Source organism: Sporosarcina gallistercoris, from assembly GCF_014836415.1.
Lineage (GTDB): Bacteria > Bacillota > Bacilli > Bacillales_A > Planococcaceae > Sporosarcina > Sporosarcina gallistercoris.
On sequence record NZ_JACSQY010000009.1, the window covers coordinates 1 to 24,930 of the forward strand.

A 24,930-nucleotide genomic window follows, 5' to 3' on the forward strand; every position below is an offset into this window, starting at 1 on the left:
CCCGCCCGTTTCCCCTCTGCACCCGCTCGTTTCCCCTCCGCACCCGCCCGTTTCCCCTCTGCACCCGCTCGTTTCCCTTCCGCACCCGCTCATTTCCCCTCCATACAAAAAAGCCGCCAAAGACTCGGGCAGCTTTCAAATATACGTCGGCATAACTTGCTTCTTCTGTGCATGCTGCCAATCCGTATGCAGGTTCCTCACAATCACCTGGACTTCCGAGACAGCGTCCGCGTCCGCTTTGAGCGAAGCAGTCACTAAGGTTTGATTGGCATAGATGTAAAGGGTGAGGAGACGTTCCCCTTCTATGGAGGTTGCATCGGTCATCGCCATTAATTCGAACATCAATTGTTGGGCGTGCAACAGTCCATCCCGCCACCGTTCGTCATTTTGTCCGAGATGGTGAAGAGAAGCATCCAATTGCTCGTCGATCGCTGCAAGTGCTTGGCATACCGCGGTTAGTGGCGGCAGTGATGTAGCATTCATTTTGCGGTAAGCTGTGACTGCTTGTTTGACAGTGATCATCCACTCCGCCTCCATTCCAGTTTCTTTTCTAATAGGTATATCGGCAAGATCGCATTGAATTTCATGACTTTCGGTCGATATAACGCAGGAAGCGATTATTTACATAGACGAGGTGAACCACGTGCGGATAAACAGCCACGAACAAATTCAAATGGCGGCGAATCGCGGTGTGCGGAATGACAAGCAGATCGAAAAGTCATTGCGCCATTTAGGGTCAGGATTGAAAATTGCAACGAGTGCTGACAACGCAGCAGGGTCAGCGATTTCTGAGACGATGCGTGCTCAGATCCGGGGGATTTCGCAAGCTCAGCGCAATATGCAGGACGGGTTGTCTGTTCTGGAATCTTCGAACGAAGGGATGAACAACGTGAACGGATTGCTGCAGCGGGCGCGTGAATTGGCGGTCCAGTCTGCGAATGGAACGTTTACGGATGCAGATCGTGTTGCAAGCGGATTGGAATTGGAACAGATTTTTGCAGCAATCGATGATACAGCGGATAAACTCGAATTCAATACAAAAAAGATTCTTGGAGAAAATTCGGAGTTGACGCTTCAAGTCGGTGGGAATGCTGCACAGCACATGAAGATCAGCTTATTTGACGTCCATACGGATGCGATCGGTCTGAGTGGAGCGACATTAGCGACTCAAGAGAATGCAGAGAAATTGATCAGTACGATCGATGACGCGCTCGGAACGGTAACAGGCTATTTAGCGAAAATCGGTGCGCAAATGGAATCTCTCGAGCATCATTTATCGAATGCTGGCGTTTTTGAAGTGAATTTGAATAAGTCGCTATCCTTATTGGAAGACGCCGATATGGCAAGAGAGATGATGGACTTCGTCGGCGCGGACATCCGGAAAAAAGGCGATGAGCTGCTGATCAAACATGTGAATAGCACGTTGCAGGAATCTCTAGGATTGTTGAAATGAAACCAAAACACCGAAGCTGAAATACGCTTCGGTGTTTTTTTGCTCTTATTTGTTCACAAACGTCTCACAGCGCGGGCTCTCGGATACGAGTGCTGCCGATTTTGCGATGACGGCTATGATGGTGGTGATTCCTTGATGATCTGCTTCATGGGACGCACGGACATACGGACTGTACTTTGAATTTGCGATGTATCGTGGCGGCAATTCATTAAGAGCGAGTGCCGAAATGTCACTCAGGCATTGCTCACAATCACACGCTAGATTCATATTGTTCTTATAGGACAATAAGGTATCTCGAACGACATCTTCCATTACATTGTGGACTCCCACTGCGTTTTCCTCCATTCGGATCCCCTTCACAACTCCATATTGCTATCCAAGCCTTCAGGGAATCTCGAAAAGTCTGGACAGTTTTCATATACATTCATCTTACAATATTTCCTAAATAGTTGCAATCGCTTTTGTTTTGCTAAAATTCCTAGTCCCGTAAGAAGTTTGTCCACAGACGTCTGTCCATTCTCCAATCCAGCGCCGGAATATAGTAGATGTGTTCGGATGAAACATGCTTGAAACCTACTCATATCAGTATATTGTCTCAAGAAGACAGTTGGCCCCGGACGCTTGTCCAATTGCCGATGATCGAGCTGCATATAGTAGTAATGTTCGGACGATGGTCGCCGCTCAAATCGAACATTTCCACTTGTTAATATCGATAACAATTTGAGAAGTTTGTCCACGGATAGTTGTCCAACTCTCGTAACGACAGCGACATATACTAATCATGTACGGACTAGCAAAATCCCTTTCCTCGATATGTCGTTCGTAACACATCCACAGCAACTTGAGAAGTTTGTCCACGGACGGTTGTCCAACTCTCGTAAAATTAGCGACATAACCTAACATTGTCCGGACGCATCCCATTTAAAGGAGGTGAATGAACATGGACCACGCTAAAATGCTTAATCAACTTCAAGCAGTAGCAGCTGAATCTCTCAATAATCCTCGTGTCACATTAGGTGAGATCACTATCGTTTCTGCATTGCTGACAGAATTCGCAGTTACTCTACTTTTGTTCGAAGAAGTAGAAAAGTTCCGCGAGTTCAACGAAAATGATACGACGCCTTGTGAAAAAATCGAATTCGACAGAGCACTCGCTGATGTGTTAAAAGGCGTTTGTTGTATCGAAGACGCAGTTGTCAAGAAAATCAGAGCAGGCATCGCAATCGATGCAGCCGAAGACTCCGCACCCGTTGTTGGAGAATGCTGCTCACGCTAACCTCTTTCTTCCCCTCCTCATTTCAAAACGCCTGTCCCCTCCCCCGGGACAGGCGTTTTCCTTATGTCACAAATACTTTTCGAACCAACCTGTCAGCTCATTCAACCGTGTAATCCTCAAGTTCGGTTTTCCAGTGCGGGACAAATTATGGTCAGCTTCCGGGAACCGCACAAACTCGGTTTCTTTGTGCATACTCTTAAGAGTGATGTAGAGCTGTTCCGCTTGTTCAATCGGACAGCGCAAGTCATTTTCGGAATGAAGGATGAGCAGTGGTGTCTTCACATGTTCTGCGTATTTCAATGGTGAATGCTTCCATAGTGTGTCGACATCGGTCATATCCGCTTTGATCTGCCAATCGCTGAAGTAGTATCCGATATCCGATACACCGAAGAAACTGATCCAGTTGGAGATGGATCGTTGTGTTACCGCCGCTTTAAAGCGATCCGTATGTCCGACGATCCAATTCGTCATGAAGCCGCCGTAACTGCCCCCTGTTACGCCAAGTCGGTCCTTATCGATCCAGTCCTGCTGTTCAAGAACGTCGTCAAGCGCATCCATAATATCCTGGTAATCGCCACCGCCATAATCTCCGCGTACTGCGTCCACGAATGCTTGGCTATACCCGTGGCTGCCCCGTGGATTGACATACAAAACTCCCCATCCTTGGGCTGCAAGTACTTGCATTTCGTGGAAGAATGAGTTGCCATACATCGCGTGCGGACCCCCGTGGATGTTGACAACAAGTGGATACTTACTGCCTTCCTTGTAATTCGCAGGTTTCATGAGCCAGCCATGGATGTCAAAACCTCCAGCGCCTTCCAGCTGAATCGTGTCCGGCTTTACGAGAATCGTATCTGCCACATAGGTTTCATTGAAAGAAGTCAGTGCTTTTCGTTCACCTGTCGCTATGTCGAGGCGATACAGTTCACCGGGGTTCACCGGATCACTGATTGCAGCAAGTGCGAACTGGCCATTTTTCGCAACGTCATAATCGTAGACATGCTCCGACTCCGGGGACGCTGGATACAGACTCCCATCCAAATCTGCAAAGTAAAGGCGTACATCGCCCATCGTGGTCACTTGGAAGTACAAGTAATTACCTTCCGTCCAGACAGCTTCAGGTGGATTCGGTCCTTGCTGATGATCCGCAACGACTGCGTCCCCAACTGGTGCATCGAGGGCTTCTGTCAGATTAAGCGTCGTCTTGTTTTCGCAGTCATAGACGTACAACGCAGAGTGCGTAGCGTTTTCAAACGTCCGATCTGATCCTCCATAAGCAATATAGCGATCATCTCTAGAGAACGCAGCACCGCCAAAATAACCTTGCTCATCGACCAGTACAGTTTCCTCTTTTGTTTCCACATCAACAAGCACCAACGGCTGACGGAAGTCGAAATCGTTGTTTTCCGCCCGGTTGACACCGATGACGAGTTTTTTGCCACAATGGGAGACTGCTTGGAGCGAATGATGGAAAGGATCTTCTGTGAACGCGGTGATTTCTTCGCTTTCAAGATCGAGGCATCCAATTTGTGAATGCCGGTCGTTTTTCACAAAACCTGCTCCATCGGCTTTATATTTCATCGTCGTGACGCGAAGCGCTTCAGGCTGCTTCTTTTCGTCTTTCTCTTCTTTATCTGTAAACGTTTTTCCGTCTATTACAGTGCTCGTTAGCCAGATTTTCGTCCCGCATGGCGACCACAAGAAGCTGCCCACACCATTCTGATAGTCCGTCAACTTGCGCGCTTCCCCGCCCGTTGAATGCATGACATATAGTTGGTTCTTGTCATCCCGCGTCGACAAAAACGCCAACTGACTCCCGTCCGGTGACCATTTGGGCTGGGAAACACGCTCTTTCCCATACGTCCATTGCGTGGAGTTCCCTGTGTTCACGTCGAGGTGATGCAAATGCGCATGATATATGTTCTCTTCTTTATCGATCTGTGTCACAACAAATACTGCTTCTGAGGAATCCGGCGCCAATACCGGATTCGTCACCGACTTCAATTTAAACAAGTCTTCTTGTTGAACCGTCTGTTTTGCTGTCATTGTCATTCCTCCCCTAATGTCATCTATTTCGACACCCGGAACACTTTCCCTTTTATTCTTGTGAAATTTCATGAAGATTTAGTGTGAATCAACATCCAGCTGCTTTCTCACTTCCCCGTCTCCAGCTCAAACACATCAATCATCGTCTTCAACGACTCTGCCATCTCACTCAGCACATGCGCACTCGCAGAAATTTCCTCCATCGTCGCATTCTGCTCTTCTGCAGCCGCCACGATATTCTGCGCACTCTCCTCGGATTTCTCCGACAACTGCGCCACCTGTCCAACAAGCGCCTTCATCGTATGCGTACTCGCACTAATCTCTTCGCTGATCGCCGATACCTCTTCCGTCTGTGCCGACACTTCGCTGATCATCTCCGCAATTTCACGGAAACGTTCACCTGACCGATTCGCAAGCGTCAATCCCACAGCAACATCCGACTTCGTTACCTGAGTCGCCTGCTGCACACCCGTCACTTCCTTCTGAATCTCTTCGATCAAACGGTTGATCTCACTTGCCGCCTTCGCAGACTCCGCCGCCAAACTTCCCACTTCTCCTGCAACAACCGCGAATCCTTTCCCATGCTCCCCCGCACGCGCGGCTTCAATCGAAGCATTCAACGCCAGCAAATTCGTCTGACCGGCAACATTCGTAATCAGAGCGACGATACTGCCGATTGCCTCAGACTTCTTGGAGAGTTGGTAAACCACACTTGCCGTATGGTCCGTTGATTGTTGAATTCCCTCGATTTTCCGGACCGTCTGATCCATGATCGATGCCCCGTTTTGCGTTTCTTCTGTCGTCGAAATCGCTAAATCCGACACTTTATGGATAGCGGTCGCAGTCTGATCCATGCCTTGCGTAATCTCAGCGACAATCGATGTCGTCGAGTTGGTATGTTCCATTTGTTCGGATGAACCTTCCGAAATGTCGACAATGTCTTCTGTGATTTGTGTCGATGCCTGCGCGGTTTCATCCGCACTAGCCGTCAATTGGCCTGATGTCGATGCGATTGTCGAAATCGACGTCTGTAATTCGGAAATGATTCGATATAAGTTGTCGGAAAGCGTGTTTGCGTCTTTGGTGAGCTGTCCGATTTCATCCGGATCTCCCACTAATAAAGGTTCCGGTGTCAACTTCCCTGCCGCCATGTCGGTCATCCGATTCGTAATGATCGTGATCGGTTTTTGTATTCTATTTTGCAAATAGCGGATTCCGATTCCCGCGAAGATAAGTGCAAGGATCGCACCAGCAATCATGGTGATCAAAACACTTAAGTACAATGCTTTTCCTTCTTCTTCAATTGCATTCAGCTCTTTCTTATGTGCTTTCTCCAGTTCGAGAAGGTCCCCTCTGATCTCATCGATTGTTATGCCAGTTTCATAGGAGTTTTGAATGGCGTCCTGCTTGTTTCCAGCTGCGCTCATCCGGAGCAAGTCATCGATTTGACTGTTGTATTTATCAAGTTGAGCTTGTACCGCGTCGAATGCTGGCCGTTCATCTGACGGGAGCGCTTTCTTATAAGCAGATTCTGTCGCCTTCAGTTGTTCTTGGTTTGCACGGATGGCCTCTTCATATTTCTCTTCAAAAGGTCGATCTTTCGACACAAGATGCCGCTGCATATTACTGAGCATTTGCTGCACAGTCTGTTCAAGGTCGTTGTTGAATTGAATCTTCGGAAGAACCCCTTCATTGATAGCCTTTGTGTTGTCATTCAGCTTATACGAGCTGAACACCCCGATACTGCCAAGCACCAGAATCAAGACCAGAATACTACCAAACACAACATTCAATTTCCCTCTAACCGACTTTTTCATGAGGCACCCCTTTTTCCCTGGTTTCAGTGTATATCGTGTATATCGACACCGATGACATGGGTTTTGACAGGTGTATGAACTTTAATGTTTATGCAATGCAGGGGGTGGGTGGCGGAGGATTGAGCGCTTAACTGAGGGTAATGAACCGATTCCCTCAAAGAGTTTAAATTCCAACAATTTCCGTCCCTGAATGCGCAGCGAAGCGGAGCTCACCAATTAGGTTTGGTTTGGGATATTGGTAAGATGGATTGGTCGCGAGCTTGGGTATGGGTTCAAGAAGGTGGCTTGCCGCGGGAATGGGCGGGGCGGGGCGAGCACGAGAACGGGCGGGTGCCTCGATGTGAAATGAGCGGGTCGAGCGCCAGAACGGGCGGGTGACTCGACGAAACGAGCGGGTCATGCGCCAGAACGGGCGGGTGCCTCGATGTGAAACGAGCGGGTCAAATGCCAGAACGAGCGGGTGCCTCGACGAAACGAGCGGGTCAAATGCCAGAACGGGCGGGTACCTCGACGAAACGGGCGGGTCGAACGCTAGAACGGGCGGGTACCTCGACGAAACGAGCGGGTCGAACGCCAGAACGGGCGAGTACCTCGACGAAATGAGCGGGTCAAGCGCTAGAACGAGAGGGCAGGCCCGTCTTTGCGTACAAAAAAAGAGAACGCAAATGCGCCCCCTTTGTTAGTCCCCATTCCCTTAAACTTTTACGTAATCCTTCAAAGAACGACGCAGGATCTTCCCGGTTGTATTCTTCGGAAGTTCATCCAAAAACTCGATGCGTTTTGGGACTTTGTACTTTGCGAGGCGCTTCTCACAGAACTCGATCAGCTGCTGTTCCGTCACATCCACGCCTTCTTTTGCGACCACATATGCAAGCACCTCTTCCCCGAAATCGGGATCAGGTACGCCGAGCACTGCTGCTTCGACAAGGTCGCGATGTGTGAACAACACTTCTTCCACTTCACGAGGATAGACGTTGTACCCTCCTACAATGATCAAGTCTTTCTTGCGATCGACGATGTAGAAATAGCCGTCTTCGTCTTTGCGCGCGAGGTCCCCCGTGTACAGCCATCCGTCACGAAGAGCAGCCGCGGACTCTTCAGGCATTTTGTAGTAGCCTTTCATGACATTGTCGCCTTGGATGATGAGCTCGCCGACTTGTCCGACAGGCACTTCATCCCCCAGTTCATCGACCACTTTGTTCTTCACATTCAAGATGGACGTTCCGATCGAACCTGGAACCCGTTCCCGATCCAGTGGATTGAAACACGTCACCGGTGACGCTTCCGACAACCCGTAGCCTTCAGAGACTTTCACTTGGAATTTCTTTTCAAAGTTTTCAAGCAGTGCAACTGGCAGGGATGCCCCTCCCGAAATCGCGAGCCGGATGGACGAGAAGTCTTCTTGTGTCGCTTCCGGATATTGCACCATGAAGTTATACATCGTCGGTACCCCTGCAAAGATGGTCGCTTGCTGTTCCTTCACCGCTTTGAACACTTCTGCCGGGCTGAATCTCGGCATGAGGACAATTGTGGCCCCCTTGACGAGTGGTGCATTGACAACAACAGTCAGTGCGAATACATGGAACACTGGCAACGTCGCAATGACCCGATCTTCAGACGAAAACCCGAGATACTCCCCTACGTCACTTGCGTTAGAATATAAATTCCTATGCGTCAGCATGGCACCTTTTGGACGTCCTGTCGTTCCGGACGTATACAAAATGATAGCGGTTTCATTTTCATCCACTTCAACCGGTTCCATATCCGGCTTTCCGCTTCTGAGCACTTGTGTAAACAGATGTGTTTTCGCTTTCGCGCGTGCGGATAATGCCTCCACTTTTTCACTTGTCTCGTCCGTTGTCTCACACACAATATAATGTTCTATCACTGGCAGTTGGACAGATGCTGCTTCCACGAGTGGCAGTAACTGTTCAAGGGCAATCACCATTTTTGCATCACTATCTTGCAAAATGTATGAAATTTCATCCGGCGAGTAGATTGGATTGACAGGAATCGCTGTTGCACCTAACCGCATGGTCGCATAGAGCGATATGAGAAAATGTGGCGTATTCCCAAGTAGCAACGCGACATGATCGCCTTTGTTTACTCCTAAGTCTTGTAAAGCGGATGCAAATAATGCGACTGATTGGTCGAATTCTGCGTACGATGTATCCTTACCTGTGAAATGATAAGCTGTTTTTCCAGGCTGTGACTTAGCGGTTGCCCGGACTCTTTCTACCAAATTCATCGGTTTACCACCTTTCGTAGTTGAATGAATAGTCATTCATTACCATCAACTATTAGTATATAAGAAAAATTTAAATAATTCAATAGCCTTTATTTTAAGACTTTTTAACTTCAAACTGTTTTTCCGTAATAATAAAAGACACCGGAGATTAGTCCGGTGTCCGAATATGCGAAAGGTACCGCCAACGAATTAGATAGAAATACGAGATTTGCAAGAGTGCGAATCCACCTAATACGATCGTCAATTCTTTCACGATCGATATTTCTGCAAGTGCATCCCAAATGACTTGCAATGCGAGGAATGCAAACGCGCTATGAACGAACGCAACTCCCCACGGGATGAAGAACTGTGGCAGCAACTGTCGGTTCACAATCTTTTTCAACTCATTTTCCGTAATGCCCATGCGCCGCAGTACGTCAAACTGTCTGCGGTCTCTGTCAAGTGTCGTATACAAACGGAAATAGACGAAACTGCCTGCAGCGAGAAACAACACTGCGGCGAGCATTAATCCCATAAATAACAGCAGTGAAAACGTCGTTCGGATGATGGAATAGTTTAGACCCGGATTGCCGAATGAAAACAGCGTTCCCGTTTCCCCGCCCAGTAGAATGGACTGCAATTCGTCTTCATGAAGCGCTCGGCCAATGTCTTTCGTCTGCTGCCAGTCTGCGATATTGAATGCGTAATAGCGGAATAACGAGGAATCCGGTCCGTCTTCCCCCATCAACACCCGTTCAAAATCCGCGTCCGAAACAATGATTGCATTGGCACCGATTGCATTCGGTGGAAATAGCTGATGTGGATAAGCCCCTGAAATCGTCACCTTGAGACCGCTTTTTTCCAATGACGTTTTGACAGTGCGCTCTTTCAACTGATGATAGGAAGATACGGATTGCGGCAAAAATAGCGCTTCCCCATCTTTTACGTCAACTGCCGGATAACCGAACGTATAACCGAGTGCGTTCATGCTCGACAAACGAACGATAGATACGTTCATATCGGTGAATGACGATTTTTGTTCGAGCACACGGAATGCAACGACGTTGTAATCGATATCTTTTTCATTTAGCTCATTCGTGAGCTCGCGCACGTGGATCTGCTCCAGCACATTACCTGGATAACTCTTGTAGACGAGTCCTAACGGGTTGATCTCCCGGTATTGGTTCGCAAAGGAGGTGAGAGATGCAAGTAAACCGACGGACATGAACGCAAGCGTCGAAACCATCGTGACGATGAAGAACATACGCGCGTTCTCTTTCAACCGGACTACTCCTTCAGATAGGGACAAGAGCCAGAACGGCCGCCAATAGAGGCGTTTTCGTGTTCGGAATAGCTGAATCATATACGGTAAAGAATCACTAAAGAAGAAATACGTGCCAATCACGGCCGCTGCAGGCAACAAAAAGATGACACGGATGACATATGTATTCGTAGCATACACCGCCATCGTATACGTTGCAGTGAGCAACACAATCCCGGCGAGCGCACGCCATTTCGACGTCGAATACGCATCTTGTTCCGCCGTTTCCCCTTGCAGCAAGTCGTACACTTCCCCCGTGCGGATGAACATCGGGGCGAGCAGAGAAATGATGATAAAGACACTGGCGAAGCTGCCGACTGTCAGCAAAATCGGCTGCCAAGTGAAGTATAGTTGCAACGTTGGAACTTGAATGAGCTCTTTCACAATCATCAAGAAGAATTTTGAGAACACAAATCCAAGAAATGTCCCCACAATGATGGCGACTCCGCCAATCAGCATGGTTTCCAGGAAAATCAGACGCTGCAGCTGGCTTCGTGCCATTCCTAGCAGCAGCAGCACACCGAACTCTTTTGTTCTAGCTTGTAAAAATGCGCGCATCGAGTAGAACAAGAAGAACAGCGTGAAGATGAACAACACGAATTCTGCAATCATCATACCGGTGGATGCAATTTCCTGGACGAATCCTTCTTTCATCGCTGGGTGGAACAGCAACATCGAATACAAGAAAAATACCATGACTGAAAACGCACTCGCCATGAAAAAAGCGGCGTAAATGCGACGGTTCCGGACGACGTTACGGTAAGCGAACTGACGAAAGGTCATTGACGTTCCCTCCGAGCAATGACAGCACGTTCAAAATCTGCTGAAAAAATGTCCGGCGCTGTTCGTCCTTGTACAATTCGTTGAAAAACTCACCGTCTTTGATGAATAACACACGGTCGCAATAACTTGCGGCCAGAGGATCGTGTGTCACCATGATGATGGTTGTACCTGCCGTTTTATTGATTTGAGATAATAATTCCAACACGTCCCGCGCGGATTTCGAGTCCAGATTCCCTGTCGGTTCATCCGCCAGAATCAGCTCAGGCTCATGGATCAGCGCACGTCCGACCGCAGTTCGCTGAGCTTGACCACCCGATAGCTCATCAGGCCGTCTGGATAAAATCTCGTTCAACGACAATTTGTCGGCAAGATTGGCAATTCTGCGTTTCATCTCAGGCACCGCCACTCGATCGAGTGTCAGCGGCAATACCAAGTTCTCTTCCACCGTCAGCATTTGCAATAAGTTGATGGTCTGAAAGACGAACCCTAAATTCCGTCTTCTGAATAACGCAAGATCGTTCTGATTCAGCGTTTCCGGTTCGATTCCATTCACCGCAAGCCGTCCATATGTCGGCAAATCGATCGTCGAAATCAGATTGAGCAATGTCGTCTTCCCACTTCCAGAAGGACCCATAATCGCGATGAATTCCCCTTCTTCCGCCTCAAAATCGAGACGGTTCAACGCCCGGTGCATCACTTTGCCTTCATAGATTTTCGTCACTTCCGTCAATTCGACGATTTTTCGTGCCATCGTTTTCTACCGCCTCTCCATTCAGGAACAACATGGATACCGCTGTCCCTTCGTCCACTTTCGACTCGATTGTCAGCATATGCCCGAGCCGTCCGCTCACTTCAGATGCGATATACAATCCCATCCCAGTCGATTCCCCGGTTTTACGCCCGTTTTCACCGGTGAAAAACGCTCGGGTGACTCGTTTCAAATCGGTCTCAGGAATCCCGATCCCTTCATCTTGTACGATCAACTGAATGCCTTCAGCTGTTTTGCTGGCATTCACATAGACTTTCTTCCCTTTTTCAAACGTATATTTCACTGCGTTGGTGATGAATTGTCCAAGTATGATTTTCAGCCATTTCGGATCGGTCGCGACGACAAACCCTGGATCCACATGGATTTCCGGAAACACACCATTTGTGATGAACAAACGCTTATGCTCTGTAACCACTTGCCGGACAAGATCTTCCAACGCGACCCGTTCAATTCGCATATCATCTTCAAACGTCTCCAGCCGTGCGTTCACAAGTACCGCGTCCAGCCCGTCCTGCAATCGATCCAACTCTTCATGAAAACTTTTCCGGTCGATCTCCTCTTCCTGCAAGAGCAACCCAAGGACCGAAATCGGTGTTTTCATCTGATGCACCCATTGGTTAATGAAATGCAATTGCCGATGTTGTGCAGCATCGAGCTTTTGCACATCACTGTGGTACAGTTTGTACAATTTCCTCATATACTGCGCCGTCATCCGATGTTCCGGTGTTTGTGGGCGGCCGATCAATGCATCTTCCATGCGCCCCGGCTCCCGTTCATACACTTCATAAAAAGAACGCCGTGTGATGAATTTCGCAAACAAGTACCCAATCGTCAGCATGATGCCCATCATCATCGCATAGAGGGCTGTGCCCCAGTCCCTTGCCCCGTCAAGCCAGAATAAGAGGACGATGAATAACAGTAGCACCACCTGGAACAACAAAAACGGAATGTGTTCTTTTACGAATAGCTTGTACTTGTTCATTCTTCTTCCGTCGCCAATACAAATCGGTATCCTGCTCCGCGAACCGTGTCGATTGTCGAAAGGATATCAAAATCCGCCAGTTTTTTACGGACACGAGCAATGTTGACGTTCAATGTGTTTTCATCCACGAACGACTGATCATCCCATAGCTCTTCCAGGAGCGTCTCTCTCGATACCACTTTGGGAGCTGCTTCCATCAGCAATTCCAAGATGATGCATTCCTTTTTCTGCAGGGGAACAACGTTGACGCCTGACTGCAGTTCCATCCGTTCTGCAAATAACGTCAGTGTGCCCACTTTCACAATCCGTTCTGATTGCGCAGGGGCATACTCGCCAAATGAGCGGCGTAAGTGGCTTCTGATTTTCGCTAAAACCACGTCATAATGGAATGGTTTCGTGATGAAATCATCGCCGCCATTTTCAAGCGCGAACACTTGGTCCATGTCACCTGAACGTGCCGAGATGAATAAGATCGGGCAAGTTGTCTGCGTTCTTAGTTGACGGCACCAATAATAGCCATCATATGTCGGCAAGTTGATGTCGAGCAAAATCAGATGCGGATCGAACGACAGACATTCATCCGCTATTTGATCGAAATCCTCCGCTACCGCTACGTCATACTGGTACTTCCTCAGTGTATCTGCAAGCAGTTCCGCGATTTTACGATCATCTTCAACGATAAAAATCCGATGTTTCTCCATACATCCGCGCCTCCTTCATAAGTAGGTTAAGTATACCGCAAATCCGCTTCAATCGCCTTGTTCACACAGTTGAAAAACAGACTCCCTTTGCCGATTGGGCAGAGGGAGTCTGTTTGGATGTTAATAAATAAGATTCACGAATTCTTCTAATGTAATTCCACCGAGCAGCTTCGGAATATCGAGTGTACTCACTGCAGCTGTAATGGACTCACGGTCGTATTGGCAATTCACAAGTCGTTCTTCAATCTCTGTGACACTGCCGATTCCGAAGAAGTCCCCGAAAATGTGCACTTCATGAATCGTCCCTTTTTCAACTTGCAGTCGGACATCTATGCTGCCGACCGGGAATCGATGGGAGTGCTGGACGTTACATTTCGGCGAACGGCCATAGTTCCAATCCCAGTTGCCGTAGCGCTCTTCCGACAATTGGTGAATGTTCTTCCAGTCTTCTTCCGTCAATTCTTTGTATTCTATGTTTTCTTCCCCGCCAAAGATCGATTTCAAAATCTCCAACCGGAACTCTTCAATCGTCATCTTCTTGTCCATATGCTCGGAAATATTCGTCACGCGACTGCGGATCGATTTAATCCCCTTGGATTCGATCTTATCTTTTTTCACTCGCAGCGCATTGACGACTTCCTCGATTTCCGTATCGAACATGAGCGTCCCATGGCTGAACATACGCCCTTGCGTAGCAAACTGCGCATTTCCGGAAACTTTTTTACCATCGACCAATAAGTCGTTGCGTCCAAGCAATTCCGCTTTCACCCCCATATTAGCAAGTGCTTCCACAACAGGCTCTGTGAACTTTTTGAAATTGCGGAATGATTGTCCATCATCTTTTGTAATGAAGCTGAAGTTCAAGTTCCCTTTGTCATGGTACACCGCACCGCCGCCGGAAAGCCTGCGGACGACATGGATACCGTTTGCATCGACGTACTCTGTATCAATTTCTTCCACTGTGTTTTGGTTCTTCCCGATAATGATGGAGGGTTCGTTGATATAGAACAGCAAGTAAGAATCCTCGTCCGTGTCCATCGTATTCAGGACATATTCTTCAATCGCCAGGTTAATCCGCGGATCGGTAATCCCTTGGTTATCTACAAAACGCATAGGTCTCTCTCCTTTATATGAAGCTGATATTGCCATTCTACCATAAGCTGAATCGTTTCGTGATGCAGGAGTACCCGAGTTCTTCCTAGACCAAATGGTTAAAGCAGCCATATGTAAATGGAACCATTTTTCTAAATTATTCAAAAATGATTGACAAAAGTGCATCTGTTATAATACACTAAGTATAACAAGCCGAAGTGCTAGTACAAAGGAGCGGAGCAGTACATTTTTTTGCCCCTCCTGTTGCATAACAACCTTCGCAAGCCAAGGTAGTACTACTACAAAATGAATGGAGCGGATAAGAGATGATTGAAAACGTCGTTGAATTTTTTAAGAATTTGCCTCCGAAACAGTGTGTTACTTGTGGTGAACAGATGGAAGAGCAACATGAGTGCTATCAAACAAAATGTCCATCCTGCTCAGAATAACGAGCTGCTGATATAGTTCAGATTGAACGACTGCCACAGAACGTCAGTGCATACTGACTTCTGTGGCAGTTTTTCAATTTGTCATTCACTGGATTGCTCAGCCGATACAATCCGCTGTTAGTAAACAAGCGAAGCGACACTCATCCACTCTTTTATGCAGGTGAATATACCCCTCATAGCGAGGTAGCCTACTCAATAAGCGAAGCGACACTCATCAACTCTTTTACTTAGATGAATTGTGTCCGGTTATCGAGAAACTTCCCTATGTGTCGGAGAATCTTCCTTATGTGTTAGAGAAACTTCTCTAAGTGACGGAGAATCCTTTCTGCCTGATCGACAACCGTTTCCAAGTGTCCGACATTCCTCCTCCGATGATCGTGAACGTCCCACGCATGCCGATTATGCCCCTCATAGTGAGGCAGCCTACTCAATAAGCGAAGCGACACTAATCAACTCTTTTACTTAGATGAATTATGTCCCGTTATCGAGAAACTCCGCTATGTGTCGGAGAATCTTCTCTAAGTGATGGTGAATCCCCTCTGCGTGATCGACCACCGTTTCCAAGTGTACGACATTCCTCCTCCGATGATCGTGAACGTCCCACGTATGCCAATCCGGAGCCGATTCTTCCATCCTATCGCAAAGAAGCCCATTACAATCTCAACGTAAAAAGACCTCACACATGCCAATATTAGGCCGTGTGAGGAGTACCATTTCACTATTGAATTCACTTAATCAATCGCTGAATTACGCGGTCCACTGCGGCTTTGCCTTGATCGATGCAATCGGGTAAGCCGACGCCTTCGTAAGATGCCCCTGCGAGCTCGACGTTAGGAAATGCCCTGCGCAATTGTTCTTTTGCGTCTGCGATGAGTTTCTTGTGACCGACCCGGTACTGCGGACGGTCATCTTTCCAGCGTGTGACAATGGAGAACTCCGGGTCTTCCTTGATTTCGAAGATTTTCCGAAGATCACTGAGCACGATTTGCTCGATTTCATCGTCCGGTAAATCCACAATCGCTTCTTCGCCGATCCGACCGACGAATGCACGCAACAACACTTTTCCGTCAGGTGTCGTTGTCGGCCATTTCCGGTTTAACCACGTACACGCAGTAATTGAGTAGTCACCGCTGCGGGAGACAAGGAATCCGGTACCTTCCTTATCTTGGACAACAGCACTCTCGGGAAACGCGAGCGTTATCGTCGCGACGGATGAAGTTTTAATCGCTTCTAACTCCTGCAATATCCCGTGCGGCTCGAATAATTGGCGAGCGACCGCATGACCCGTTGTCAGGACGACAGCATCCGCTTCAATAACAGAGCCTTCGTTGAGCGTAACAAATGTCCGCTCTTCCTCTTTTTCGATTTTCTCGATCCGGACGCCTTTGATAAAATTCACCTCAGGCAGCTGTTCTTCAAGAGCTTCCACGATTGTCTCAAGTCCGTTGCGGAACGTGTGGAACGCGCCTTCCTTCTTCGCAGCGTGCCCTTTGTTCGGCAGCTGTTCCGGCTTCGGCTGCGTTTTCTTCATGCCTAAAATAAGACTACGGTGTTTTTCTTCGACACTGACAAATTGCGGGAATGTCGATTCCATGCTCATATGGTCAATATCCCCTGCATAGACTCCAGACAATAAGGGCTCAATGAGATTATTCACGACTTCGTTCCCGAAACGGCGGCGGAAAAAAGCACCTAGCGACTGATCGCCTTGAATGTCAGAGCGTGGTAGGAAAAAGTCCCCTGCTGCACGCAGTTTCCCTGTTAAGGAAAACAGGTTGCTTTTTAGGAATGGAGCAATTTCTGTTGGCACTCCCATAATCGATCCGCCTGGAATGGGATGCAATTCATCGTTCAATAATACATACGATTGTCCCGTTGCATTTTTCACGAGCTGATCGGCGATGCCAAGCTCTCCTGCAAGACGGTCCATGCTTTTTTTCCGTATCAAAAAGGAATCTGGACCGCGTTCTATAATATAGCCGTTGCGTCGGACAGTCTGGATCTTACCACCAAGCCGGTTGGTTGCTTCCACAAGAATCACGTCGATAGGAAGATTCCGATCACGGATTTGCTGCTGCATGTAAAATGCCGCAGATAGCCCCGTAATCCCGCCCCCCGCAATGACAATCTTTTTACGCTGTTCGTCCATTTCCTTCACACGTCCTTTTCAAAAACTTACTTGTTCACTTTTTCAAGTACTGCGTCCGCCACTGCGCCGATAAAGAGTGGATCCGTGTTCGGCATAGCTGGCCGATGATACGTTGCACCGATCTCGTCGCAGACCACTTTACATTCATAGTCATTGTCATAGAGTACTTCTAGGTGATCCGAAACAAAACCTACAGGTGTATAGACAAATGACGTATATCCTTTTTTCTCGTTCAATTCGCGTGTTAAGTCCTGTACATCCGGTCCAAGCCACGGTTCGCCTGTCTGACCTTCACTTTGCCAGCCCACCGCGTATTCTTTTACGTCAGCAGCTTCTGCAAGGAGCTTAGCGGTTTCTTCAAGCTGATCCGGATACGGGTCTCCCGCTTCACGGATTTTTTGTGGAAGTGAGTGCGCCGATACAATAAGAACAGACTTCTCACGCTCTTCATGGCTCATGCTGTCAAAAGTTCCACGGATCTTCTCTTCCCAATACTTCAAGAATTTCGGCTGCTTATACCAGCTTTCAACAGAAGAGAGAGAAATTCCGTATTTATCCGCTTCCTCTTTCGCACGTGTATTGTATGATTTCACCGAGAATGTTGAATAATGAGGAGCCAGTACAACAGTAACCGCTTCTTTGATGCCGTCATTATTCATCTGCTCCACTGCATCTTCGATGAATGGCGTGATGTGCTTCAGACCAATGTATAGCTTGAATTCAATCTCATCTTGCTGGCGGTTCAACGCATCACAAAGTGCTTGTGCCTGGCCATCCGTAATATGGGCAAGTGGTGAGATCCCACCAATCGCTTCATAACGGTTTTTCAGATCTTCAAGTTGTTCGGGCGCTGGTTTACGTCCTCGTCGGATATGAGTGTAATACGGCTCGATGTCCTCTTCTTTGTAAGGCGTTCCATATGCCATTACCAAAAGTCCCATTGTACGTTTTCCCATGTCAATCACCTCAAAGTTAGTTTTTAGTTGCGCGAAGTTCCGCACTATATGTGTGGATGAATTCCGTCAGTTTCTTCAACTTGGCAGGTTCGATTTCCGGGAACACGCCATGTCCTAAATTGAAGATGTGGCTGCCGTGAGCAACCCCTTGCTCAATAATCACTTTTGCACGCTCTTCAATGACGGACCAATCCGCGAGCAGCAACGTAGGATCCAGATTCCCTTGAAGCGGCTTTGTCAATCCACGCTGACCAGCCTCTTCAATGGATAATCTCCAATCCAGTCCTACTACATCCACCGGAAGATCATGCCATTCGTTTGCTAGGTGACTTGCACCTACTCCGAACGTGATCAAAGGTACATTCAACTTACGCAGTTCTGTAAAAATACGTTCCATGACAGGTTTGATGAAAATACGATAATCTGATACGTTCAATGCCCCTACCCATGAATCGAACAGTTGAATCGCTGAGGCACCTGCTTTTACTTGAGCAGTTACATAGACAATCATCGTATCCGCCAGTTTGTCCATGAGCGCGAACCAAGCTTGTGGTTCAGACACCATGAGAGCTTTTGTACGGGCATAGTTTCTAGACGGTCCGCCCTCGATCATGTAACTCGCAAGTGTGAATGGTGCTCCTGCAAATCCGATGAGAGGTACATCCAGTTGTTCTTCCGTCAACATGCGAATCGTTTCAAGTACAAATGGAATATCCTCTTCAGGATGCATCGCTGTCAATTTTTCGATGTCAGCGACCGTTTTGATCGGATTCGAAATAACCGGTCCGATTCCCGCTTTAATCTGTACGTCAACGCCCATTCCTGGAAGTGGTGTTACAATATCTTTATATAAAATTGCAGCATCGACTCCATATTGGTCGACGGGCAACTTTGTCACATATGCACACAATTCAGGCTGATGCGTAATCTCTTCAAGCGAATACTTTTCTTTGATCTTCCGGTATTCCGGTTGTGATCTTCCTGCCTGACGCATATACCAAACCGGTGTGTGACCAATATGTTCCCCACGGGCAGCCCGTAGGAGCGTATCATTTACTATAGTCATGAACAAAATCCCCCATTCTCTGTTAGCCGAACCTCATTCTATAATTCACGTGTAGCTTATCGTTTTCAATATAGACGTAAACTGTTGGGATGTATAGCAATATACTCCTTTTGTCATAAATTTGTGCTGCAATCGGTCATTGTTTTGACATGGATTGTTTTAGGAGCAGCATTCGGGGGAAATACCTAAGAAAGAGCGAACATTGAACAGACCAGCCAAGGAGGACACTTATTATGAAAAATGTATACATCACGCGAGGTACTCCAGAATTCATGGAGAAGATTAAAGAGAAACACGTAAACGAGAACATCATTTTAATGCACGGCAGCGGGTCATCTCAGCTCCTGCACGAAACTGAAGGGAAATCGGTTTTTCAAACTCCTCAGCGATATGAAGTCATAGAAGAAAGTGGTGAGCTCCAAGAACACGGATTTTTTGCGTTGAACAACATAACCGTGTCCGACGAAGGGAAACCCATTTTCGAAGAACGTTTCAAAAGAGATCATCCGGACATGAAACACGCTCCAGGCTTTATCGCCTTCCGATTGTTACGTTCAATCGATTCAGATACGTACATCGTGTTAACAGAGTGGGAAGATAGCAAAGCATTCGATTTGCAAAAGAACACCCCGGCCTTTTCAACCGCTTACGATACTACGAAAAAGGATCTCGTCGCTGGTCCTTCCATTCACATTTTCTCCAGCGCACCTTACATTACACTATTCAGTTCCCTTCATGTTGACGAGTCGCAATAACAATTCCCTAAGAGGCTGTGTGCCTCTTTTTTTGTTGTCAAACAATTGCGAGTTCAAAAACACACTGATATACTGGATACCATATTCGAAAAAGGGGCTGTCTATCATGAACGAAAAACTGTATCAACTTCTCGACAACTCTTTTGATGACATGGTCAGCGTACGCCGCTATTTGCACCAGCATCCAGAAGTGTCATTCCATGAAACCAATACAGCACAATTCATCCAGGATTTCTATCAGGAACTCGGGGTTGAATTCAGGAGCAACGTTGGTGGAAACGGTGTAGTTGCACGTATTGAAGGTGGAAAACCTGGTAAAACAGTTGCACTTCGAGCAGATTTTGATGCACTGCCGATCCAAGACCAAAAAGATGTCCCTTACAAGTCCACCGTTCCTGGTGTCATGCACGCATGTGGTCATGATGGTCACACTTCGACTTTGCTGCATCTTGCTAAAGCGATCCATGAGCTGAAAGACGAACTTGCCGGAACTTATGTCTTCATCCATCAACACGCCGAAGAATATGCTCCAGGCGGTGCAATTTCAATGATTGAAGATGGATGCCTGGACGGTGTGGATGTTATTTTCGGTACTCACTTATGGTCCATGATGGAGCCGAACACCATCCAATACGTTAGCGGTCCGATCATGGCAGCCGCAGACCGTATCGAAATCACGGTTCAAGGCGCTGGCGGTCATGGTGCTTCCCCGCACCAAACAAAAGATGCGATCGTAATCGCCTCCCAACTCGTCACTAACTTCCAACAGCTAGTGTCACGTCGTGTCGACCCGATTGAATCCGCTGTACTGTCGATCGGCTCATTCGTATCCGACAACGCCTTCAATATTATCGCGGATAGCGCTGAGCTGAAAGGAACCGTACGGACGTTTTCTCCGGAAATCCGGGATCTTATGGAATCGGAGATCCACCGGATTGCTGAAGGAACCGCACTTATGAACAACTGTGAAATCAACGTCGCCTATACGCGTGGCTATCCGGCTGTCGTCAATCATGACAAAGAGACAGCATTTTTACGGGACGTTGCGAAAGAAGTGCCAGGAGTGAAAGAAGTCATTCAAACCATCCCTCAAATGGGCGGCGAAGATTTCGCGTACTACTTGGAACAGGTTCCAGGGACGTTCTTCTTCACTGGAGCACAACCTGAAAACGCCTACCCGCATCATCATCCGCGATTCGACTTTGACGAATCCGCCATGTTATCTGCTGCCAAAACGTTAGGGGCAGCAGCTCTTACTTATCAAAAGCAGTAATCACCTACTCTGCGACTTCGCTCCATTTCTTGACTCCCTTTAAACATGAGTCGTCAAGAAATGGCAAGTCCGGAGTTTTTTCGTGTTTTATTTCTGATTATTTAGTTTTTACTGATTGCTTTCCAATATTTATCCTATATAATAGGAAGTATTACTTAGTGAGTAGGAGTGAATAGGATGCAATCACGAAAAAATACCGACAATTACTTGATCAATTCCGATACGTTTGTGTTACAGCCGATTCGAGAAGGGTACAAATTAACGACGCGTGTGATTGAACGCCATACCGAATTCGAACTGCCTAAAAAACCGATTCAAATCGTCAAAAAAACGTGTGAACTTTATGGTGCTTCGTTAAAAACCCGCACATTGACCGCGCGCCATGCACTTGGCAATCGCCATAAGACACCAATCGTAGTCGCTCACGCTTTCGATACGCCTTATATTTTTTTACCGACAATGTCCCCCAATTCCGAAGAGAATGTCTGGATTTCCTATCATGCGATTTCTGACGTCCAGGAAGAGGAGGTCGGATGCAAAATCCTATTTGAGAATGGGTATGAAATGAAAGTGAACGTCTCCACCCCCACTATGTGGCGCCAGTTCGCTTTTGCTGCTTTACTGGAACGGGACTTTGCAAAAAAACAATTTTTGCTGCAGCGCCCTAGGACGTTCCAAGCACAAGAAGGGATGTTCAGATACCCGGTTGCCGAAGATACTGAGTGAGCAATTCCTCTGTTCGGTTGCGTAAGCGCACATTCAAATACCTTCTGCGCTCCTCTTGATGGTCATGCAGAAAAATATACTCTGTGAAGATATCGTCCATTCTCCCCTTTATGACCGATAACTGATTCATACGCAAATATGCGGCCGTATTTCCAAGCTCTTTGTGTACGCACGTTGCGACACTATCCAAGAGCCCCAAATACGGTTTTTTCAATTTGAAATCCCCTTTTTCAATAAGCAGCCGATCTTTCTCCAAAATCGTCAAAATCATAGGCAAGTAAATCATATTTTCCAAATAAGGGATTACTTCATTTTTCAGTGCCGGCATGTCTCCACCTCCGAATAGAACATTTGTTCTTATTTCTATTCTATGTCACCTCCCTAAAAAATGCAACAAAAAACAGAGGATCAGAAGGCGTTTGCCGTCATTGTGATCCTCTGTTTGACCCCCGCATAATTTATTTCGTTTCGGGGTCTCCGATATAATGGACTGCTTTCGCTTTCCATGCGCCGTCCTCATTGACCATGACAGTTACTTGACGACCTGCGCTGACATCTTGTGCACCGCTTTCTTTGTCTTTCACTGCGGTTTCCATAGTTGTAAATACTTGAGCTTCCTCATCTGAATACTTCACGATCGTGACGTCTTCCGGAGTGCGTGTCAGTTCGTGAGTAGCGAGGAGTTGTTCAGTGGCAGCCCGTTCTTCGTCCAAATCATAGCCGTCAGAAGAGAGTGTTTCAAGATAAGCATCCACATCCCCTTCGTTCAACGTTTCGATATACCGATTGAACGCGGCAACAATCGCTTCCTTTTGTTCAGCCGGTACGTCAGCCGCCTCTTCAACACCTCCTCCATCCAAACTGAAACCGATGTCATCGTCCTCTTTGGCTTCTTTTGCACCCGTGTCCCCTTTGTCTGTAACTCCATGGTCAATCGAACCATTTTCGTTCGTCTGTTCACCATCGTTGATTGAACCTGAATTCTTTTCGGTGCTGTCATCATCTCCGCTGCAGGCACTTAGCATAAGAGCAAGCGCAGCCGTTCCGACGAGTCCTGTAATTTTTTTCATGGTTGGTCTCCTTTCATAGCAAAAGGACCATCCGAATGGAGGTCCTTTTATAAGATGCTGCATTACTTCACTTCAACCCAGCCATTTTTAATCGCTGTGACAACAGCTTGTGTCCGGTCATTAACGCTCATCTTCTGTAAAATACTTGAAACGTGGTTTTTAACGGTTTTTTCGGAGATGAACAATGTTTCTCCAATTGCGCGGTTACTTTGCCCATCCGTCAACAATTGCAGGACTTCACATTCGCGCTTTGTCAACAAATGCAAAGGCCGGCGGATTTCGTGCTGATGGAAAGAACCTTTGTATTCCCGTTCGCTCAATCTGCGGTATTCCGTCACCAGATTATGCGTCACTTTCGGATGTAAGTAAGATCCGCCAGCCGCTACAACTTTAATGGCCTGCACAATCGCATCCGCATCCATTTCTTTCAACATGTAGCCAAGCGCACCCGTCTTCAGTGCTTGAGAAACATAAGACTCATCATCATGTATCGATAATACGATAACTTTCGCATCCGGATATTTGGTCATGAGTTGTTCAGTAGCTTCGATTCCATTCATGCGAGGCATATTGATATCCATAAGTACTACATCAGGATTATGCTCTTCGTATAAATTGAAAACTTCGCTGCCATCATCGCCCTCTGCTACAATTTCAAAGGTGTCTTCAAACGCTAAGATGCGCTTGACTCCTTCACGGAATAATTGATGATCATCTACTATCAAGATTTTTGTCATGTCTGTTCCCTCCAAAGCCTCTATTTGCCTATACTATCAGGATTAATCGGAATTTTAAAGAACACGCTTGTCCCTTTACCAACTGCAGAGATGATTTTGAAATCACCCTTCAACAAGTCGATGCGCTCTTTCATCCCGATAATTCCGAATGATTTCTCTTTTACTTCATTTTGATCGAATCCTGATCCATTATCTTTTACAATCGCATTCATCGTCTCCCGTAACCACTCCACCTTCACCCATACATCCCGGCTATTCCCATGTTTAATGGCATTGGTTACGGATTCCTGAACTAAGCGGAACACCGCGATTTCAAAACTCGATTCGAATCGGCGGTCTTCTCCGATGCTTTGAAAGTGGATATGGACATCGGGTTCATATTCCATAAGAGTGGATAAATACTTTTTCAATGTTGGCACTACACCAAGATCATCGATTGCCATCGGGCGAAGATCATAAATGATTCTACGTACTTCATATAATGAATTCCTCACCATCTCTTTTAATCCCTTAAATTCTTCAAGTGCTTGCTTAGGACCTTTTTGTTCATACACTTTTTCGATAAGTCCGGAACGAATGAGGACACTGGCCATCATTTGAGCAGGACCATCGTGGATTTCCCTTGAAACTCGTTTACGTTCCTCTTCTTGTGCTTGAATGATCCGAATCGCAAAGTCTTGCTTATGCCTGGCTGTTTCAAGGGCTTCCCCTACGTCTTTCAAGTCTGAAGTCAGGTAAGTGACAACTGTGGATACTTGGTTGACGAGTTGATCGGCCCGCTCGATCGTTTCCAGCAGTTCAGCCAAACGGCGGTCCAAGTCATCGCGCTGGATACGTAATTGTTTTTCTTCCATTCTGTTTACGGACAGTCTAACAAGAAGGTCATTGGCAACCTCGTACGCTTTTCGCACTTCCTGTTCCGAGTAATTCACAAAGTTTTTCGAGACATCAGCAAGCCTTCTGCGTGAATGACGTGTCATTTCTTCAAGGTGATCTCCTTCGGTTATTACCCGGGAAATATCCTCCTTAACAAGAATGAGCTCGCGTTGCATGGATTCGAAACTTCGACGGCTTTGCTCACTGATCATGAAGATGTCGTTCTTGGACTGATCCATAACATTCACCATGCTATCGAAGATGCCTTCAAGCTTTTGAATATCGATTGCCGCCTTATCCATTGTTCACACTCCTACTAATGCTAAAATCTCCTTGTAGAATCCATAGGCTGTTGCGATTACATTGGATTCACTATACACTTTATTCAGTATAGCATCTTAATGCC

25 protein-coding genes are annotated in these 24,930 nt (G+C 47.1%); 8 read left to right on the forward strand and 17 right to left on the reverse strand.

Annotation, left to right across the window (positions count from 1 at the left end; all coding sequences use genetic code 11):
- Positions 1-135 precede the first annotated feature (135 nt).
- Entirely contained in the window at positions 136-522 is a 387-nt protein-coding gene (locus H9659_RS11635) for a flagellar protein FliS (protein ID WP_191690673.1), read from the reverse strand.
- A gap of 121 nt (positions 523-643) precedes the next feature.
- Here H9659_RS11635 and H9659_RS15680 point away from each other — a divergent pair, with 121 nt between their 5' ends.
- Positions 644-1,453, forward strand: a complete 810-nt coding sequence (locus H9659_RS15680) for a flagellin (protein WP_191690675.1) — start codon at positions 644-646, stop codon at positions 1,451-1,453.
- 45 nt (positions 1,454-1,498) lie between these two features.
- Here the strand turns inward: H9659_RS15680 and H9659_RS11645 are convergent, their stop codons facing one another.
- A complete protein-coding gene (locus H9659_RS11645; protein ID WP_191690677.1) occupies positions 1,499-1,798 on the reverse strand; it encodes a late competence development ComFB family protein in 300 nt (99 codons plus the stop codon).
- 595 nt (positions 1,799-2,393) lie between these two features.
- Here H9659_RS11645 and H9659_RS11650 point away from each other — a divergent pair.
- Positions 2,394-2,729, forward strand: coding sequence for a hypothetical protein (locus H9659_RS11650; RefSeq protein ID WP_191690679.1), 336 nt, complete (start codon positions 2,394-2,396; stop codon positions 2,727-2,729).
- A gap of 66 nt (positions 2,730-2,795) precedes the next feature.
- Here the strand turns inward: H9659_RS11650 and H9659_RS11655 are convergent, their stop codons facing one another.
- Positions 2,796-4,775 (reverse strand): S9 family peptidase, encoded by a 1,980-nt coding sequence (locus tag H9659_RS11655; protein WP_191690681.1) that lies wholly within the window; start codon positions 4,773-4,775, stop codon positions 2,796-2,798.
- A 107-nt stretch (positions 4,776-4,882) separates the two neighbouring features.
- Positions 4,883-6,592, reverse strand: coding sequence for a methyl-accepting chemotaxis protein (locus tag H9659_RS11660; protein WP_191690683.1), 1,710 nt, complete (start codon positions 6,590-6,592; stop codon positions 4,883-4,885).
- Between the two features lie 243 nt (positions 6,593-6,835).
- On the opposite strand from H9659_RS11660, the gene H9659_RS15595 reads away from it, so the two are divergent.
- Entirely contained in the window at positions 6,836-6,970 is a 135-nt protein-coding gene (locus H9659_RS15595; RefSeq protein WP_263618294.1) for a hypothetical protein, read from the forward strand.
- Positions 6,971-7,018: 48 nt separating this feature from the next.
- Positions 7,019-7,195, forward strand: a complete 177-nt coding sequence (locus H9659_RS11665) for a hypothetical protein (RefSeq protein ID WP_191690685.1) — start codon at positions 7,019-7,021, stop codon at positions 7,193-7,195.
- Between the two features lie 91 nt (positions 7,196-7,286).
- On the opposite strand, the gene H9659_RS11670 is transcribed toward H9659_RS11665, so the two are convergent.
- The 6 genes from H9659_RS11670 to H9659_RS11695 all read right to left on the reverse strand — a co-directional run bounded on the left by H9659_RS11670 (position 7,287) and on the right by H9659_RS11695 (position 14,488).
- Positions 7,287-8,840 (reverse strand): fatty acid--CoA ligase family protein, encoded by a 1,554-nt coding sequence (locus tag H9659_RS11670; RefSeq protein ID WP_191690687.1) that lies wholly within the window; start codon positions 8,838-8,840, stop codon positions 7,287-7,289.
- A gap of 148 nt (positions 8,841-8,988) precedes the next feature.
- Positions 8,989-10,923, reverse strand: coding sequence for an FtsX-like permease family protein (locus tag H9659_RS11675; RefSeq protein ID WP_191690689.1), 1,935 nt, complete (start codon positions 10,921-10,923; stop codon positions 8,989-8,991).
- Positions 10,895-11,674 (reverse strand): ABC transporter ATP-binding protein, encoded by a 780-nt coding sequence (locus tag H9659_RS11680; RefSeq protein WP_191690691.1) that lies wholly within the window; start codon positions 11,672-11,674, stop codon positions 10,895-10,897. Before H9659_RS11680 ends, H9659_RS11675 begins: the two co-directional genes overlap by 29 nt.
- On the reverse strand, positions 11,628-12,674 hold the full coding sequence (locus tag H9659_RS11685) for a sensor histidine kinase (RefSeq protein ID WP_191690693.1): 1,047 nt from the start codon (positions 12,672-12,674) through the stop codon (positions 11,628-11,630). The genes H9659_RS11680 and H9659_RS11685 overlap by 47 nt, the downstream gene beginning before the upstream one ends.
- Positions 12,671-13,375 (reverse strand): response regulator transcription factor, encoded by a 705-nt coding sequence (locus tag H9659_RS11690; protein WP_191690694.1) that lies wholly within the window; start codon positions 13,373-13,375, stop codon positions 12,671-12,673. The genes H9659_RS11685 and H9659_RS11690 overlap by 4 nt, the downstream gene beginning before the upstream one ends.
- Before the next feature lie 120 nt (positions 13,376-13,495).
- Positions 13,496-14,488, reverse strand: a complete 993-nt coding sequence (locus H9659_RS11695; protein ID WP_191690696.1) for a lipoate--protein ligase — start codon at positions 14,486-14,488, stop codon at positions 13,496-13,498.
- 305 nt (positions 14,489-14,793) lie between these two features.
- Here H9659_RS11695 and yhfH point away from each other — a divergent pair, with 305 nt between their 5' ends.
- The gene (gene yhfH, locus H9659_RS11700) at positions 14,794-14,916 is read left to right on the forward strand and encodes a protein YhfH (RefSeq protein ID WP_081760271.1); all 123 of its coding nucleotides are present in this window, start codon (positions 14,794-14,796) and stop codon (positions 14,914-14,916) included.
- A gap of 727 nt (positions 14,917-15,643) precedes the next feature.
- Here the strand turns inward: yhfH and hemY are convergent.
- Genes hemY through hemE form a run of 3 tightly spaced genes read right to left on the reverse strand, consistent with a single transcriptional unit; the run spans position 15,644 to position 19,087 of the window.
- Complete coding sequence (gene hemY / locus H9659_RS11705; protein WP_191690698.1) at positions 15,644-17,065, reverse strand: protoporphyrinogen oxidase; 1,422 nt, start codon at positions 17,063-17,065, stop codon at positions 15,644-15,646.
- Between the two features lie 26 nt (positions 17,066-17,091).
- Positions 17,092-18,021: a ferrochelatase gene (hemH, locus tag H9659_RS11710; protein WP_191690700.1), complete on the reverse strand. Its 930-nt coding sequence runs from the start codon at positions 18,019-18,021 to the stop codon at positions 17,092-17,094.
- Positions 18,022-18,037: 16 nt separating this feature from the next.
- Positions 18,038-19,087: a uroporphyrinogen decarboxylase gene (hemE, locus tag H9659_RS11715; RefSeq protein WP_191690702.1), complete on the reverse strand. Its 1,050-nt coding sequence runs from the start codon at positions 19,085-19,087 to the stop codon at positions 18,038-18,040.
- A gap of 233 nt (positions 19,088-19,320) precedes the next feature.
- Between hemE and H9659_RS11720 the strand changes: the two genes are divergently transcribed.
- From H9659_RS11720 to H9659_RS11730, 3 genes are all read left to right on the forward strand, one after another.
- Positions 19,321-19,842: an antibiotic biosynthesis monooxygenase family protein gene (locus H9659_RS11720; RefSeq protein ID WP_191690704.1), complete on the forward strand. Its 522-nt coding sequence runs from the start codon at positions 19,321-19,323 to the stop codon at positions 19,840-19,842.
- Between the two features lie 106 nt (positions 19,843-19,948).
- A complete protein-coding gene (locus tag H9659_RS11725) occupies positions 19,949-21,115 on the forward strand; it encodes a M20 metallopeptidase family protein (protein ID WP_191690706.1) in 1,167 nt (388 codons plus the stop codon).
- A gap of 177 nt (positions 21,116-21,292) precedes the next feature.
- A complete protein-coding gene (locus H9659_RS11730) occupies positions 21,293-21,841 on the forward strand; it encodes a competence protein ComK (RefSeq protein ID WP_191690708.1) in 549 nt (182 codons plus the stop codon).
- Here H9659_RS11730 and H9659_RS11735 read toward each other — a convergent pair.
- The 4 genes from H9659_RS11735 to H9659_RS11750 form a co-directional block, all read right to left on the reverse strand.
- Positions 21,810-22,169, reverse strand: a complete 360-nt coding sequence (locus tag H9659_RS11735; RefSeq protein ID WP_191690710.1) for a hypothetical protein — start codon at positions 22,167-22,169, stop codon at positions 21,810-21,812. The two genes, H9659_RS11730 and H9659_RS11735, sit on opposite strands and share 32 nt — an antisense overlap.
- 130 nt (positions 22,170-22,299) lie before the next feature.
- Positions 22,300-22,911, reverse strand: a complete 612-nt coding sequence (locus H9659_RS11740; protein WP_191690713.1) for a nuclear transport factor 2 family protein — start codon at positions 22,909-22,911, stop codon at positions 22,300-22,302.
- A 62-nt stretch (positions 22,912-22,973) separates the two neighbouring features.
- A complete protein-coding gene (locus tag H9659_RS11745; protein WP_191690715.1) occupies positions 22,974-23,648 on the reverse strand; it encodes a response regulator in 675 nt (224 codons plus the stop codon).
- 20 nt (positions 23,649-23,668) lie between these two features.
- Positions 23,669-24,826 (reverse strand): sensor histidine kinase, encoded by a 1,158-nt coding sequence (locus tag H9659_RS11750; RefSeq protein ID WP_191690717.1) that lies wholly within the window; start codon positions 24,824-24,826, stop codon positions 23,669-23,671.
- Between the last annotated feature and the right edge of the window lie 104 nt (positions 24,827-24,930).

Excerpts from the sequence above, each read along its gene's own strand:
- H9659_RS11740 (WP_191690713.1), bottom strand. The coding sequence starts at position 22,911 with ATGAAAAAAATTACAGGACTCGTCGGAACGGCTGCGCTTGCTCTTATG.
- H9659_RS11730 (WP_191690708.1), top strand. The coding sequence starts at position 21,293 with ATGCAATCACGAAAAAATACCGACAATTACTTGATCAATTCCGATACG.
- H9659_RS11655 (WP_191690681.1), bottom strand. The coding sequence starts at position 4,775 with ATGACAGCAAAACAGACGGTTCAACAAGAAGACTTGTTTAAATTGAAG.
- H9659_RS11645 (WP_191690677.1), bottom strand. The coding sequence starts at position 1,798 with ATGGAGGAAAACGCAGTGGGAGTCCACAATGTAATGGAAGATGTCGTT.
- H9659_RS11680 (WP_191690691.1), bottom strand. The coding sequence starts at position 11,674 with ATGGCACGAAAAATCGTCGAATTGACGGAAGTGACGAAAATCTATGAA.
- H9659_RS11670 (WP_191690687.1), bottom strand. The coding sequence starts at position 8,840 with ATGAATTTGGTAGAAAGAGTCCGGGCAACCGCTAAGTCACAGCCTGGA.
- hemE (WP_191690702.1), bottom strand. The coding sequence starts at position 19,087 with ATGACTATAGTAAATGATACGCTCCTACGGGCTGCCCGTGGGGAACAT.
- H9659_RS11675 (WP_191690689.1), bottom strand. The coding sequence starts at position 10,923 with ATGACCTTTCGTCAGTTCGCTTACCGTAACGTCGTCCGGAACCGTCGC.
- H9659_RS11690 (WP_191690694.1), bottom strand. The coding sequence starts at position 13,375 with ATGGAGAAACATCGGATTTTTATCGTTGAAGATGATCGTAAAATCGCG.
- H9659_RS11685 (WP_191690693.1), bottom strand. The coding sequence starts at position 12,674 with ATGAACAAGTACAAGCTATTCGTAAAAGAACACATTCCGTTTTTGTTG.
- H9659_RS11750 (WP_191690717.1), bottom strand. The coding sequence starts at position 24,826 with ATGGATAAGGCGGCAATCGATATTCAAAAGCTTGAAGGCATCTTCGAT.
- H9659_RS11725 (WP_191690706.1), top strand. The coding sequence starts at position 19,949 with ATGAACGAAAAACTGTATCAACTTCTCGACAACTCTTTTGATGACATG.
- yhfH (WP_081760271.1), top strand. The coding sequence starts at position 14,794 with ATGATTGAAAACGTCGTTGAATTTTTTAAGAATTTGCCTCCGAAACAG.
- hemY (WP_191690698.1), bottom strand. The coding sequence starts at position 17,065 with ATGGACGAACAGCGTAAAAAGATTGTCATTGCGGGGGGCGGGATTACG.
- H9659_RS11735 (WP_191690710.1), bottom strand. The coding sequence starts at position 22,169 with ATGCCGGCACTGAAAAATGAAGTAATCCCTTATTTGGAAAATATGATT.
- H9659_RS11650 (WP_191690679.1), top strand. The coding sequence starts at position 2,394 with ATGGACCACGCTAAAATGCTTAATCAACTTCAAGCAGTAGCAGCTGAA.
- H9659_RS11635 (WP_191690673.1), bottom strand. The coding sequence starts at position 522 with ATGATCACTGTCAAACAAGCAGTCACAGCTTACCGCAAAATGAATGCT.
- H9659_RS11660 (WP_191690683.1), bottom strand. The coding sequence starts at position 6,592 with ATGAAAAAGTCGGTTAGAGGGAAATTGAATGTTGTGTTTGGTAGTATT.
- hemH (WP_191690700.1), bottom strand. The coding sequence starts at position 18,021 with ATGGGAAAACGTACAATGGGACTTTTGGTAATGGCATATGGAACGCCT.
- H9659_RS11745 (WP_191690715.1), bottom strand. The coding sequence starts at position 23,648 with ATGACAAAAATCTTGATAGTAGATGATCATCAATTATTCCGTGAAGGA.
- H9659_RS11695 (WP_191690696.1), bottom strand. The coding sequence starts at position 14,488 with ATGCGTTTTGTAGATAACCAAGGGATTACCGATCCGCGGATTAACCTG.
- H9659_RS11720 (WP_191690704.1), top strand. The coding sequence starts at position 19,321 with ATGAAAAATGTATACATCACGCGAGGTACTCCAGAATTCATGGAGAAG.
- H9659_RS15595 (WP_263618294.1), top strand. The coding sequence starts at position 6,836 with ATGGATTGGTCGCGAGCTTGGGTATGGGTTCAAGAAGGTGGCTTGCCG.